The 12,567-nt window shown below is 64.4% G+C and carries 13 protein-coding genes; 5 read left to right on the plus strand and 8 right to left on the minus strand.

Going from position 1 to position 12,567, the window contains the following annotated elements:
- Positions 1–504: 504 nt before the first annotated feature.
- The 5 genes from olsB to B9A15_RS14620 form a co-directional block, all read right to left on the minus strand.
- Complete coding sequence (gene olsB, locus B9A15_RS14600) at positions 505–1,347, minus strand: l-ornithine N(alpha)-acyltransferase (protein WP_244556973.1); 843 nt, start codon at positions 1,345–1,347, stop codon at positions 505–507.
- Positions 1,348–1,580: 233 nt separating this feature from the next.
- The gene (gene acuI, locus B9A15_RS14605) at positions 1,581–2,570 is read right to left on the minus strand and encodes an acrylyl-CoA reductase (NADPH) (RefSeq protein WP_084411210.1); all 990 of its coding nucleotides are present in this window, start codon (positions 2,568–2,570) and stop codon (positions 1,581–1,583) included.
- A gap of 53 nt (positions 2,571–2,623) precedes the next feature.
- Positions 2,624–3,142 carry a signal peptidase II gene (gene lspA / locus B9A15_RS14610; protein ID WP_084411051.1) on the minus strand — a complete coding sequence of 173 codons (519 nt, stop codon included), beginning with the start codon at positions 3,140–3,142 and terminating at the stop codon, positions 2,624–2,626.
- Entirely contained in the window at positions 3,139–4,005 is an 867-nt protein-coding gene (locus B9A15_RS14615) for a TrmH family RNA methyltransferase (RefSeq protein WP_084411053.1), read from the minus strand. The genes lspA and B9A15_RS14615 overlap by 4 nt, the downstream gene beginning before the upstream one ends.
- A 6-nt stretch (positions 4,006–4,011) precedes the next feature.
- Positions 4,012–5,223, minus strand: coding sequence for a class I SAM-dependent methyltransferase (locus tag B9A15_RS14620; RefSeq protein ID WP_084411055.1), 1,212 nt, complete (start codon positions 5,221–5,223; stop codon positions 4,012–4,014).
- Between the two features lie 268 nt (positions 5,224–5,491).
- Here B9A15_RS14620 and B9A15_RS14625 point away from each other — a divergent pair, with 268 nt between their 5' ends.
- Positions 5,492–5,974, plus strand: a complete 483-nt coding sequence (locus tag B9A15_RS14625; protein WP_084411057.1) for an SRPBCC family protein — start codon at positions 5,492–5,494, stop codon at positions 5,972–5,974.
- A 110-nt stretch (positions 5,975–6,084) separates the two neighbouring features.
- On the opposite strand, the gene B9A15_RS14630 is transcribed toward B9A15_RS14625, so the two are convergent.
- Positions 6,085–6,498 (minus strand): universal stress protein, encoded by a 414-nt coding sequence (locus tag B9A15_RS14630; RefSeq protein WP_084411059.1) that lies wholly within the window; start codon positions 6,496–6,498, stop codon positions 6,085–6,087.
- A 309-nt stretch (positions 6,499–6,807) separates the two neighbouring features.
- On the opposite strand from B9A15_RS14630, the gene pheA reads away from it, so the two are divergent.
- The 4 genes from pheA to B9A15_RS14650 all read left to right on the plus strand — a co-directional run bounded on the left by pheA (position 6,808) and on the right by B9A15_RS14650 (position 10,713).
- On the plus strand, positions 6,808–7,641 hold the full coding sequence (gene pheA, locus B9A15_RS14635) for a chorismate mutase (RefSeq protein WP_084411061.1): 834 nt from the start codon (positions 6,808–6,810) through the stop codon (positions 7,639–7,641).
- 25 nt (positions 7,642–7,666) lie between these two features.
- Positions 7,667–8,761: a pyridoxal phosphate-dependent aminotransferase gene (locus tag B9A15_RS14640; protein WP_084411063.1), complete on the plus strand. Its 1,095-nt coding sequence runs from the start codon at positions 7,667–7,669 to the stop codon at positions 8,759–8,761.
- On the plus strand, positions 8,761–9,705 hold the full coding sequence (locus tag B9A15_RS14645; RefSeq protein WP_084411065.1) for a prephenate/arogenate dehydrogenase family protein: 945 nt from the start codon (positions 8,761–8,763) through the stop codon (positions 9,703–9,705). Before B9A15_RS14640 ends, B9A15_RS14645 begins: the two co-directional genes overlap by 1 nt.
- A 78-nt stretch (positions 9,706–9,783) precedes the next feature.
- On the plus strand, positions 9,784–10,713 hold the full coding sequence (locus B9A15_RS14650) for a glutaminase (protein WP_084411066.1): 930 nt from the start codon (positions 9,784–9,786) through the stop codon (positions 10,711–10,713).
- A 30-nt stretch (positions 10,714–10,743) separates the two neighbouring features.
- On the opposite strand, the gene smpB is transcribed toward B9A15_RS14650, so the two are convergent.
- Both smpB and dapA read right to left on the minus strand, forming a co-directional pair.
- Complete coding sequence (gene smpB / locus B9A15_RS14655) at positions 10,744–11,214, minus strand: SsrA-binding protein SmpB (protein WP_084411212.1); 471 nt, start codon at positions 11,212–11,214, stop codon at positions 10,744–10,746.
- A gap of 109 nt (positions 11,215–11,323) precedes the next feature.
- Positions 11,324–12,205, minus strand: coding sequence for a 4-hydroxy-tetrahydrodipicolinate synthase (gene dapA / locus B9A15_RS14660; protein WP_084411068.1), 882 nt, complete (start codon positions 12,203–12,205; stop codon positions 11,324–11,326).
- Between the last annotated feature and the right edge of the window lie 362 nt (positions 12,206–12,567).

A 12,567-nucleotide genomic window follows, 5' to 3' on the forward strand; every position in this document is an offset into this window, starting at 1 on the left:
GAAAGTCGCAATCATCGCCGTCGCCAGAAAGCTTCTCACCGTCCTCAACGCCATGCAGAGAGACAAAAAGGCCTTCGCATGAACACAGTTGCCATTCCCCGGCGAGCGGCCCTAGAGCCTGATGCGGAAAAGTTGCATGACTTTTCCGATCACATCATGCGGCAGAACAAAGGGCTAGAGAGAAATGGCGATCCCGATTCACGGTACACGACAGTCTCTTCGCACGGCGTCTGGAGAGGTCTCGGCGCTTGCAAGTCGGGCGTTCACATGCATCGCGTTCGTCATGCTCGGGCCCCGTCCCGAGCATCCAGTACGCCAGTGAAACCTCTCTATTTTCAGACGTTTCTGGATTCTCGGGACGGCGCCCGAGAATGACGATGCATCGAAGGAATCGATTTCTCGACCAGGTCGCAGGCTGCGCTTGTAAGCGTAGTGTCGTGTACCGCGATCCCGATTGGTCGCATCTCGCTCTTGCCCGTCACAAAAGCGCGCGGGACGAGCCCATCAAGCCGCAAAGCGGCTGGCATCGGCGCCGTAATAGGTGACATAGCGCGGATTGATGCGCTCGCGCGGCAGGACCACGAGAACGTCGGTCGTGCCGAATTGATGGTCGACCACGGCGCCCTCGCCGATATAGCCGCCGATGCGCAGATAGCCCTTCAGAAGCGGCGGCAGGGAAGCCAGCGCGCGCTTCGGATCGGCATTCGCGACATCCGCGCTGATGAAGGTGCCACAATGATCATGGGCGCGCACGCGCCATTCGGCGGGCGACGGGGCATTGTCGCGCAGGAAGGCGAGCGGCAAGGCGATCTTGTCCGGATCGGTGCCGGCGATGGAAGCGCAGCCGAACATCACGTCGATGTCGTGAGCGAGCACATAAGCCCAGATGCCCTGCCACAAGAGCTCCACAGTGCGCTTGCCGCGATAGTCGCGTAAGACGCAGGAGCGGCCAAGTTCGAGGAAGCGGCGACCGGGATGCCGGGCGAGCATCGGCGCGATGTTGAATTCGCCAGCCGTGTAGAAGCCGCCAGCGAGCTGGGCCTGTTCGGCGCGCAGCAGGCGATAGGTGCCCACGATCCGTTCGGTAATCGGCCCGTCTCGGTCGTGATCGATGACGAGGAGATGGTCGCACCATCGGTCGAAGGCGTCGCGGTCCCGGCGCGTCAGCTGCTGGAAGCGATTCGGGCGCGCGCTCATCTCTTCGTAGAAGACGTGATAGCGCAGCTGCTGGGCGGCCTTCACCTCCACCGGGGTGCGGGCCAGCCGCACTTCCAAAGAGCCCAGACGTCCGAGCGAGGGCGCGAGCGGGTCGAAGCGGCGTGCCAGATGCACGATCTTCGCCGGCATGCCCTTGAAGCTTCCGGTCGTGAAACGCGACGAACCGAACCGAAATTTCAGGCTGAACTTTTCCGGGCGAGTGGCTTGATGGACGGCCGCGTGCGCAACCATGTCGTCCTCCGTCGAGTAGTCCGTGCTCATCTACGATGATTCAGCGACGGTTTCATGACGCGCTGTCGTAGCAGACCATTGTCATAAACGGCAGGTCCTGCGCCAAGTTCCGGTCGCGTAAAGCAGAAGCGTCACATCTTCACCACGACTCGGCCGCGGATCGAGCCGTCGAGAATGCGTTTCGCGGTCTCGATCACCTCATCGAAGGCGACGATGGAGGTGATTGCCTTGATCACCTTCGGGTCGAGGTCGCTTGCAAGCCGCGACCAGGCCTTCAAGCGCCGCTCTTTGGGCGCCATGACCGAATCGACGCCGAGAAGCGAAACGCCGCGCAGGATGAACGGCATGACGGTGGCCGGCAGGTCCGGCCCTTGGGCGAGACCGCAGGCGGCGACGGCTCCGCCATAGGATGTGCCCGCCAGCACATTGGCCAGTGTGTGGCTGCCGACGCTGTCGATGCCGACCGCCCAGCGCTCCTTAGCGAGGGGCTTTCCCTTTTCGGACAATTCGACACGGTCGATGATCTCGGCCACTCCGAGGCCCTTCAGGTAATCGCTCTCGCCGGTGCGTCCAGTCGCGGCGATCACATGCCAGCCCTTGGCCGCGAGCAGCGCGACCGCGAAGGAGCCGACGCCGCCAGAGGCGCCCGTGACGATCGCCGGCCCCTTGTCCGGGGTCATGCCGGCCTCTTCGAGGGCGAGAACCGAGAGCATCGCCGTATAGCCCGCCGTGCCGATCCCCATCGCCTGTTCGGCCGTGAAAGCATCCGGGAGCGGGACCAGCCAATCGCCTTTGAGCCGCGCCCGCTCGGCATAGGCCCCGAAATGGGTTTCGCCGCATCCCCAGCCATTGAGAATGACCTTATCGCCCGGCTTCCAATCGGGATGGTCGGAAGTGACGATTTGGCCGGCGAGATCGACGCCCGGAATCATTGGCCAGCGGCGCACGACCGGCGAGGCGCCTGTGATGGCGAGGCCATCTTTATAATTGACGGTGGTCGCCTCGACCGCGACGGTGACGTCGCCTTCCATCAGATCGTCGAGCCCAAGCTCGGTGATCTCGACCGACTGGTTCTTGTCTTCGTCCCGCGAAATCAGAACCGCTCGAAACCGCTCCGCCATCATCGTCTCCCCGTCCCGTTTTTCGTCAGCAGAGAGGGCGAGCGAGCCCGATGTCAATTCCCCTCGCCCGGCCTGCCCTTGCGCGCCAACGCGGCCTCCTTACGCGGCGCGAGCAGGAACTCGTCGATCACGATGAGAAAGGCGCCGACGCTGATGAAGCTGTCGGCGAGATTGAAGACCGCGAAGCTCCAGACCGGCGTGTGGAAATAGACATAGTCGACCACATAGCCGAGGACGAGACGATCGATGAGATTGCCGATTGCCCCGCCGACGACGATGGCGAGGGCGAAATGGGTGAGCTTGCGATCGGGCGGGGTCTTCACCCAGAGCCAGAGCACGGCGACGAGGACCACGGCCGCAAGGCCGGCGAGTTCGATCGGCCCGAGGCCGGCGAGCATCGAGAAAGCGATGCCGGTATTTCTGGCGTGAAGCAGCGCCAGAAACGGCATGATCGGGATCATCTCGCCGAGCGGCATGGTGGCGACGACGATCGCCTTCACCACCTGATCGAGGACGACCGCGAGAACTACCACGACGATGTTCAAGGTCAGAAGGCGGCGGCTCGGCTTCATAGTTTCAGAACTCCGCGGCGTGCCTCGAACAGCATGACGCCCGTGGCTACGGCGAGATTGAGGCTATCGGCGCGGCCCGCTTGGGGAATGCGCACCAGCGTGTCGCAGGACTCCGCCAGCGTGTCGGTCAGGCCCGCCTGCTCGTTGCCCATCAGCAGAACTGCGCCCTTGGCGCCATAATCCGGGTCACGATAGTCGGTCTCGCCCTTCATATGGGTGCCGACGACGAGCGCGGGCGTCGATCTACGCCATTTGAGGAAATCGGCCTCGCTTGCCCGGGCGAGCGGCACCGCGAAGATCGAGCCCATGGTTGCCCGCACGGCCTCCAGCGAAAAGGGATCGACCGTCTCGCCGATCAGAACGACGCCGGCCGCGCCCGCCGCATCGGCTGTTCGAAGCACCGTGCCGAGATTGCCCGGATCGCGCACCCGGTCCAGCGCGATCAGCGCCTCTCCGGGTTTGATGCGTAAGGCGTCGAGTGGCGTCAGCCGCTTGCGGAACACGCCGATCGCGCTTTGCGGATTGTCCCGCCGGGTGATCGCCTCCAGCACCTTGCCATTGGCCTCGATCAGATCGGCGCCGAGCGCGACCGTTCGCGAAGCGGTCTTCTGCAGAAGCGGATTATCGGAAGCCGCCTTGGCAACGACGAGGCTCGATATCTCCCAGCCGGCGTCGAGGGCGTCGATGACGAGCTTCAGCCCCTCCGCCAGAAACAGCCCCGTCTCGTCGCGATGCTTCTTCTGGGCGAGCGCGCGGATATCCTTGACGATCGGATTGGCGGTGCTCGTCACCTCCTTCACCCGGCCGGGCGCGGCAAGGCCCTGGCTGCGGCGGCGATGGGGCGCGTCGGGTCTCTCAGTCATCGTCGGTCAGGCCGTCCAGCGGGAAAAGAGGGAGGTGGAAAGAAGGCGCGGGTCCTCGCCCTCCTCCTCGATGAGAAGTTCGCCGGCCTCGATCTGTCCGCCAAGACCGCGAAAGCTCTCGCCCATCAGCGCGCCGAGGGAGAAGAAGGAGGCGCGGATCGAATAGGCGGTCAAGATCAGGAAAAGCGGGCGATCGGACAGGAGCGCGCGGGTGAGACCCAGGAGATAGGGCAGATCTTCGAACAACTGCCAGACCTCGCCCTTGGGGCCACGGCCGAATTTCGGGGGATCGAGGAGGATCGCCTCATAGCCGCTGCCGCGCTTGACCTCTCGCTCGGCATAGCGGACGGCATCCTCGCAGATCCAGCGGATCGGCTTGTCGTCCATTTCGGCGAGCGCCTGATTCTCCCGCGCCCAACCGATCGCCTTCTTCGAGGCGTCCACATGGGTCACCTCGGCGCCGGCGCGGGCGGCGACGAGCGAGGCGAGCCCCGTATAGCCGAAAAGATTGAGAAGCCGCACAGGCCGCCCGGCCCCAGCGATCGCCTCGGACAGAAAGGACCAATGGGCCGCCTGTTCGGGGAAAACGCCAGTATGGCGAAAGCTTGTAAACCGGCCGTGATAGGCGATGCCGTCATAGGCGAGTGGCCAGGTCTCGCCGAGCGGCTCGGCGGGAAAGCGCCAGCGCCCGGTTCCCTCCTCGTCGGTGTCGCCGGTGAAGATCGCGTCGGCCCCGTCCCATTCGCTGGAGGTCCGGCGGCGTGGCCAGATCGCCTGATTTTCCGGGCGGCGAACGGTCAGCGGGCCATAGCGCTCCAGCTTCTCCCCATCGCCGGTGTCGAGAAGGCCGTAAGTCTCGTCCGGTTTGACGGTGAGGATCGCGGGCGCGGCGAGCTTAGGGCGCGGGCCCGTCGGACGGGGCAGGTCGAGACGCTTGACGCTTGGGCCCGCGTCGGCGGCAAGGGCCGGCGTCTCTTGAGATATGGCCCTCGCACTCTTGCCCTCGGAAGCCGCCGTTTTGGCCTGAGAAGCCGAGGTCGGCCTTGTCCGCCCTCGCCCCGCCTCGTCTTGCCCCTTAGCGGGACGCGCGTCACGCGAACCACCCGGACGAGCACGCGCGCCGCCGCGGCCCTCGCCGCCCGTTCGCTTGTCGCCTCGTCCGTCTCGCTTGCGTGCCACGCCGTCCCGCCTTTCGTCCTTTGGTTCAAAGCGCTGCATAAACGCTGCCGAAGCCCTTGGCAAAGCCGCTCAAGGCGTGATGCTAGGGGCTGGATGTTGTGCGTTCGGCGCTCGCAGGTCCGGGAGGGACTTATCGGGAGAGGCGCGACCCTCTCCTGATCCGCCTTAAAGGATCGGGCGCGGCGAAGGCACCTGGGCCATTCAGCCGAATGGCTCCGACTGGTTTGTTGCGGCCCGTGAGGCTCGCCGAGGGGTTTTGAGATCCTTCGGCGTCATGGTCCGAAGGCTCGAAAGGGAGGAGACCCAAATGGAACTCAAGGGTGAATACCGTCTGCCCGCCGATCGCGAAACGGTCTGGAAGGCGCTGAACGACCCGGACACGCTGCGCGAATGCATCCCCGGCTGTGAAAGCCTGACCATGAATGAGGACAACACCATGGCGGCGACGGTCAAGATCAAGATCGGGCCGGTCAAGGCGACCTTTAACGGCGAAGTGCGGCTCGAGAACATCAACGCGCCCGAGGGTTATTCGATCGTCGGCGAGGGCAAGGGCGGCATTGCGGGCTTTGCCAAGGGCGGCGCCGACGTCCATCTTCAAGAGGCGAGCCCCACCGAGACGATCCTCACCTATGAGGTGAATGCCCAGGTCGGCGGCAAGCTTGCCCAGCTCGGCGGCCGGCTGATCGATTCCACCGCCAAGAAGCTCTCGGGCGAATTCTTCGACTGCTTCGCCAAGAAGGTCTCGGATGGCGAGGCCGATGGCGCCACCGGCGAGGCCGTTTCGGCCTGATCGCCTGCGAGCGATCGAATTGGAGGACGCGCCGGGCCGTCGAAGCGTGACCCGGCGCTTTTCGTTCGGCCTGGCGCCGCGTTCGGCAGGCCGTGCGATGGCCTCCGGTTCTAGCGCACCACGAAGACCGAAATGCCGGCCCGGGTCGCAACCTTGCCGCCATGGGACGAGAAGAAGTGGTCGGGAATGCCCGGCACATGGCTCGCCATCACGATGAGATCGGCATTGCCGTCCTGCGCGGCCTGCAGAATAGCGTGGTCCAGCTCGACGGCCGGATCGTGGACGATGACCGGATGGGCGTTCGTCTCCAATCCGTGCTTCTCGCCTTCGCCCCTCGCAAAGCGTTTCAAGTGCTCGCCGAACTCCTCGGGCGTCCGGCCCGGTCCGCTCGGCGAGCCCGAACCGACCCCCAGATAGGTGACCGAGGCGTCGAAGGTCTGCGCGAGCTTGGCGGCGGTCGAAAGCGCCTTGTCCATCCGCTCGAGATGAGACAGGTCGACCGGGACGAGCAGATTCGTATACATGGCAGGTCCTCCTCGAGGTCGTCGCGCGTTCATCCGAATGCGCTTCTTGATGAAAGACGTTTTGCCATAGGGGGAGGTTTCATCGCTTGACCGAGGTCAACTCGGCGATCGATCTCGACGTCGATCGCGAAATGGGCTCCGATCGCAGCTCCGAAAGCCGATCGGGCGGCCCTATTAAACCGGCGAACGACGTATGTGACCGGTTCCCACCCGTCCCCGATTTGGATTAGAAGGCGTTCATTGTGACGCTGGGGCGCGTCGCTTGAACCATCGGCCCTGAATCTGCCCAATCGGAAAGACGACGATCCCATGAGCGAGAGTTTGACCGGCGACCCTCAGCGTCTCGTGGAACTTCGGGCGAAGATCGACGCCATCGACGAATCCGTCCATCGCCTCCTGATGCAGCGCGCCACCGTCATCGACACCCTTATCGAGGTGAAGGGAACGGCGCGCAACGGCGCCGCTTTCCGCCCGGGGCGCGAAGCCTCGATGATGCACGAGCTCGTCGCCCGCCATGGCGGCCATCTGCCGGTGACCGCCGTCGAGCATCTTTGGCGGGAGATCATCTCAACCTTCACAGCGCTCCAGGCGCCCTTCTCGGTCCATGCGACGCCGATGGAGGGCGACCTGATGGCCGCGGTCGATACGGCGCGCTTTTATTTCGGCTTTTCCGTCCCGCTCCTCATGGAAGCGACGGCCCAGGACGTCGTCGCGACGATCGAAGCCGGCGGCGACAAGCTTGGCATTCTGCCGCTCGAAGGGCTTTATCCGTGGTGGCAGGGCTTGCGCAAAGCCCAGATCGTCTGCCGCCTGCCCTTCATCGAGGCCGAGAACAGGCCGGCCGGACGGCCGGCCGTCGTGATCGCGCCGCCGCTCGCCGACCCTGTTAGTCCCGAGATCACCTGTTACCGGGTCGATGGGCTGAGCGCCATGGCGCCCGTATCGGAGGGCCTGACGATTCTTTCCCAGGCGCCCTACGGCACAGGCCTTTTCAGCGCGCTCGTCGCAACGCGCGAAGGGGTGGACGCCATCACCGCCCGCCTCAGCCATGGCCTCGACATCGCCCCCGTCGGCGGCTACGCCCCGACCATCCCCTATCCGAATGGCGTTCAGACCGCGTCAACGCCATCCGCAAAGCTCTGACGCTCGGCCGAAAGACCTTCAAGCCATGACGACCCCGCAACCGATCGACGGCATTCTCGACATCGACCCTTACGTCCCCGGCAAGAGCTTGGCGCCGGAAGGGGTGAAGCTGCACAAGCTCTCTTCCAACGAGACGCCGCTCGGCGCCTCGCCGGTCGCCCTGGAAGCGGCGCGAAATGCTTTGTCGAAGCCGGAACTCTACCCCGACGGACAGGCGAGCGCGCTGAAGGCTGCGATCGCGGAGGTCCATGGGCTGAACCCCAAGAACCTTCTTTGTGGCAACGGTTCGGACGAGCTGCTTGGCCTTCTCTGCCAATGCTATCTGGCGCACGGCGACGAGGCGATCCACACCGAGCACGGCTTTCTTGTCTATGACATCCAGATCCGGGCGCGCGGGGCAACACCCGTGGTGGCCAAGGAGACGAATGCGACGGCCGATGTGGACGCGATCCTGTCCTGCGTCACCGAGCGCACGAAGCTCGTCTTCCTCGCCAATCCGAACAATCCGACCGGCACCTATCTGCCCTTCGACGAGGTGAGGCGTCTGCAGGCGAGCCTGCCCGGCCATGTCATTCTCGTCCTCGACGCGGCCTATGCCGAATATGTCCGGCGCAACGACTATGCCGCCGGGATGGAGCTCGTCTCGGCCTCGAGCAATGTCGTGATGACGCGCACCTTCTCGAAGATCTACGGCCTGGCGGCGCTGCGGATCGGCTGGCTCTACGGGCCGGAGGCGATCGTCTCGGTGCTCGACCGGGTGCGCGGGCCCTTCAACCTGAACGCGCCGGCGATCGCGGCCGGGGCAGCGGCGATCCGCGACCGCGCCTTCGTTGAAAAGGCCGCCGACCACAACGCCGAATGGCTCGCCTGGACGGTCGGAGCGCTGGAAGGCCTCGGCCTGTTGGTGACGCCGAGCGTCGGCAATTTCGTGCTCATCCATTTCCCCGAGAAGCCGGGCGCCACCGCCGCCGAGGCCGACGCCTATCTGACGGCGCGGGGCTTCATCCTGCGCCGTGTCGCCGGCTATGGCTTCCCCAACGCGCTTCGCATGTCGATCGGGTCGGAAGAGGCCAATCGCGGCGCGGTGGCTGCCTTGGCAGACTTTCTGGGACAAAGCTGATGGCGGAAGCCTTCCAACCCTTTTCGCGGGTCGCCCTCATCGGCATCGGCCTGATCGGCTCGTCGCTCGCCCATAATATGAAGGCGCATGGCCTCGCGCAGCACATCGCCATCACGACACGGCGGGCCGAGACCTTGAAGCGCGCCGAAGCGCTCGACCTCGGCGACAGCTATCATCTGGAAGCGGCGGATGCCGTCGCGGGCGCCGATCTCGTCATCCTCTGCGTTCCCGTCGGCTCCGTCGGCGCGGTAACGAAGGAGATCGCGGCTTCGCTCGCGCCTGGGGCCATCGTCTCGGATGTGGGCTCGGTGAAGGCCTCGGTCGTCAAGGCGATGCAGCCGCATCTGCCAGAGAATGTCCATTTCGTCCCTGCCCACCCGATCGCGGGCACCGAGCAATCCGGCCCCGATGCCGGCTTCCTGGAGCTTTTCGAGCGCCGTTGGTGCATCCTTACCCCCGTAGAGGGGTCGGACGAGACGGCGGTCGAGCGGCTGAAGGCCTTTTGGACGGCCTGCGGCTCGGATGTGGAGGTGATGAGCGCCGAGCATCACGATCTCGTCCTCGCCATCGTCTCCCATGTGCCGCATCTCATCGCCTACAACATCGTCGGAACGGCTGCCGATCTGGAAAAGGTCACGGAGAGCGAAGTGGTGAAGTTCTCGGCTTCCGGCTTTCGCGACTTTACCCGCATCGCCGCCTCCGACCCGACCATGTGGCGCGACGTCTTCTTGAACAACCGGGAAGCGGTTCTGGAAATGCTCGGCCGTTTTTCCGAAGATCTCGCCTCCCTCCAACGGGCGATCCGCTGGGGCGACGGCGACAGCCTGTTCGAACTCTTCTCCCGCACGCGAAAAATCCGCCGGGAGATCATCGAGGCCGGCCAGGATACGGCTAGCCCCGACTTCGGACGCGGGCCTAAGCACGAGGTCAAACAGGAGGGCTGAGGCCGAACGGCCCCTTCCCCTTCACCCCAAGGGCTTTCTATAAGGGAGCGGGAGGCTGGTTCCGGCCCGGAGACCCGTTTGAGCGAGATCGAAGCTGCCGTCCGCGAGATTGCGGAAGAGATGCGCGTGAGGCCCGATCGGGGCGCGGTCGCGACCTATATTCCTGAGCTTGGCCGGGTTGATCCCGGCCAATTCGCGATCGCGGTCGCGACGAAGGACGGCGAGGTGATCGCGGCGGGCGATTGCAACACGCCCTTTTCCATCCAAAGCGTCTCGAAGGTCTTCACCCTGACGCTGGCCCTCGGCATGATGGGCGACGTCGTCTGGCAGCGGGTCGGGCGGGAGCCCTCGGGCAGCCCGTTCAATTCGATCGTCCAGCTCGAATTCGAGAAGGGGCGGCCGCGCAATCCCTTCATCAATGCCGGCGCGATCTCCGTCACCGATCTCATCCTGTCGAAATACCAGCCGCGCGAGGCGCTCGGCGAGATCCTGCGCTTCCTTCAATATCTCGCGGACGACGATGCGATCTATATCGACGAGGCGGTCGCTGCTTCCGAACAGCGCACGGGTTATTCCAACCGGGCGTTGGCGAATTTCATGAAGGCCTTCGGCACGGTCACCGGGACTGTCGACTATACGCTGGGCGTCTATTTCCACCATTGCGCCATCGCCATGACCGTTCGCCAGCTGGCGCGGGCCGGCAGCTTCCTCGCCCATCTTGGCCGCGATCCGGTAACCGGCTTTTCGGTCGTCTCGGCCGAGCGGGCGCGGCGCATCAATGCGGTGATGCTGACCTGCGGCCATTATGACGGCTCGGGCGAATTCGCCTATCGCGTCGGCCTGCCGGGCAAAAGCGGCGTCGGCGGCGGCATTTTGGCGATCGCGCCGGGCAAGGCTTCCATCGCCGTCTGGTCGCCCGGCCTCGATGCGTCCGGCAATTCCCATCTCGGCCGGATCGCGCTGGAAAAGCTCACCCAGCGCATGGGCTGGTCGGTGTTCGGGGCCTGACCTGACTGCCCCGCCTGCTGCGGCAGGCGCTCAACCCTGTTTCAGAATCCGCTGCTTCTGACGGTTCCAGTCGCGTTCCTTGATCGACTGGCGCTTGTCCGGCGCGTTCTTGCCCTTGGCCAGCGCGAGTTCCAGCTTCGCCGTGCCCTTGTCGTTGAAGTAAATCTTCAACGGAACGAGGGTCATGCCGTCGCGCTGGACGGCACCCGCCAGCCGATTGAGCTGGGCCTTATGGACGAGGAGCTTCCGCCGTCGCTTCGGATTGTGGTTGAAGCGGTTGGCCTGGAGATATTCCGGCAGGTTGGAATTGATCAGCCAGAGCTCGCCTTGCTCTTCCGTCGCATAGGCTTCGGCGATCGAGGCCTTGCCGCCGCGCAGCGACTTCACCTCGGTCCCCGTCAAAGCGAGACCCGCCTCAAGCGTGTCGACGATCTCGTAATTGAAGCGCGCCTTGCGGTTCTCCGCCGCAATGTTGCTGCCGGCCGATTTCTTCTTCGCCATGGTTTCGACGAGGCGCAGCATTCGGCGCCTCGATCCCTTTCATCTGTTCCGGTCCGTTTTCGGACAAACTCTCTCGGACCGGCTTAGATTGCGTCTGAGGCCGGTGATTTCAATCCAGAAGGCCCGCATGGCGCAGCGCGTCGTCGATCGCCTTTTCGGTCGAAGCCTCGATCGGCACCATCGGCGAGCGCAAGGTGTTGCGGCCCCGTCCGATGCGCGACAGGGCGTATTTGACGCCCGCCGGGTTCGGCTCGATGAACAGCGCCTTGTGGAGCGGCGCCAACCGGTCGTGATAGGACAGCGCCGTCTCGAAATCGGCCTGGGCGCAAGCCGCCTGGAAATTGGCGCAGAGCGACGGCGCCACATTTGCGCTGACCGAGATGCAACCGACGCCGCCATGGGCGTTGAAGCCGAGACAGGTTGCGTCCTCGCCGGAGAGCTGCACGAAATCCTGGCCGCAGGAAAGGCGCTGTTCGGAGACGCGCTCGACCTTGGCCGTCGCATCCTTCACGCCGATGATGTTGTCGAAGTCCTTGGCGAGCCGGCCCATCGTCTCCGGCGTCATGTCGATGATCGAGCGGCCGGGAATATTGTAGATGATGATCGGCAGCGAGACCGCCTTGGCGATCGCGGCATAATGGGCGTAGAGGCCGCGCTGGTTCGGCTTGTTGTAATAGGGCGTGACGACGAGGAGACCGTCGGCCCCGGCGCTCTCGGCGAAACGGGCAAGATCGATCGCTTCGGCCGTGTTGTTGGAGCCAGCGCCGGCAATCACTGGAATGCGCTTGTTCACGGTCTCGACACAGATCTCGACAGCCCGCTTGTGCTCGTCATGGGTCAACGTCGGCGACTCGCCGGTCGTGCCGACCGGCACCACGCCATGCGATCCCTCGCCAATCTGCCATTCGACGAAGTCCCGATAACCGGCCTCGTCCAACGCTCCCGTCTCGTCGAACGGCGTCACCAGCGCCGGAATCGAACCCTTGAACATATCGCCTCGCACTTTCCCGTCCTCGTCCCACCAAGGGACCGATTCATATCGAAGACGGCCTTCCCAATTCTTGACGAAGAACCGCGATATACCCTGAAAAGGCGCTTGCCAATGGTGGGAAGGCCGACAAAACAGGGTTTCGGCGCAGGGTGTCGCACGGGATCCGCATCACCTAGGCAGCGATGTCCCCGTTGTTGGAAACGAAGCCTTAAGGCTGATCGTGTGAGACTTTCGAAACCATCATGCCGGTCCCGTTCTCGGAATTGGCCGTATCCGTCGCGCCGTGGCGAGCCTTTGAAAGGCCCCGGGTGCGATGACGGCGTTTCGGGCCCGGCGGCGTTGCGGAAAAGTCCGGAAACGAG

Source organism: Fulvimarina manganoxydans (genome assembly GCF_900176465.1).
Classification (GTDB): domain Bacteria; phylum Pseudomonadota; class Alphaproteobacteria; order Rhizobiales; family Rhizobiaceae; genus Fulvimarina; species Fulvimarina manganoxydans.

Coding starts and splice junctions, on each gene's coding strand:
- olsB (WP_244556973.1), bottom strand. CDS start 1,347: ATGCCGGCGAAGATCGTGCATCTGGCACGCCGCTTCGACCCGCTCGCG.
- acuI (WP_084411210.1), bottom strand. CDS start 2,570: ATGGCGGAGCGGTTTCGAGCGGTTCTGATTTCGCGGGACGAAGACAAG.
- lspA (WP_084411051.1), bottom strand. CDS start 3,142: ATGAAGCCGAGCCGCCGCCTTCTGACCTTGAACATCGTCGTGGTAGTT.
- B9A15_RS14615 (WP_084411053.1), bottom strand. CDS start 4,005: ATGACTGAGAGACCCGACGCGCCCCATCGCCGCCGCAGCCAGGGCCTT.
- B9A15_RS14620 (WP_084411055.1), bottom strand. CDS start 5,223: ATGCAGCGCTTTGAACCAAAGGACGAAAGGCGGGACGGCGTGGCACGC.
- B9A15_RS14625 (WP_084411057.1), top strand. CDS start 5,492: ATGGAACTCAAGGGTGAATACCGTCTGCCCGCCGATCGCGAAACGGTC.
- B9A15_RS14630 (WP_084411059.1), bottom strand. CDS start 6,498: ATGTATACGAATCTGCTCGTCCCGGTCGACCTGTCTCATCTCGAGCGG.
- pheA (WP_084411061.1), top strand. CDS start 6,808: ATGAGCGAGAGTTTGACCGGCGACCCTCAGCGTCTCGTGGAACTTCGG.
- B9A15_RS14640 (WP_084411063.1), top strand. CDS start 7,667: ATGACGACCCCGCAACCGATCGACGGCATTCTCGACATCGACCCTTAC.
- B9A15_RS14645 (WP_084411065.1), top strand. CDS start 8,761: ATGGCGGAAGCCTTCCAACCCTTTTCGCGGGTCGCCCTCATCGGCATC.
- smpB (WP_084411212.1), bottom strand. CDS start 11,214: ATGGCGAAGAAGAAATCGGCCGGCAGCAACATTGCGGCGGAGAACCGC.
- dapA (WP_084411068.1), bottom strand. CDS start 12,205: ATGTTCAAGGGTTCGATTCCGGCGCTGGTGACGCCGTTCGACGAGACG.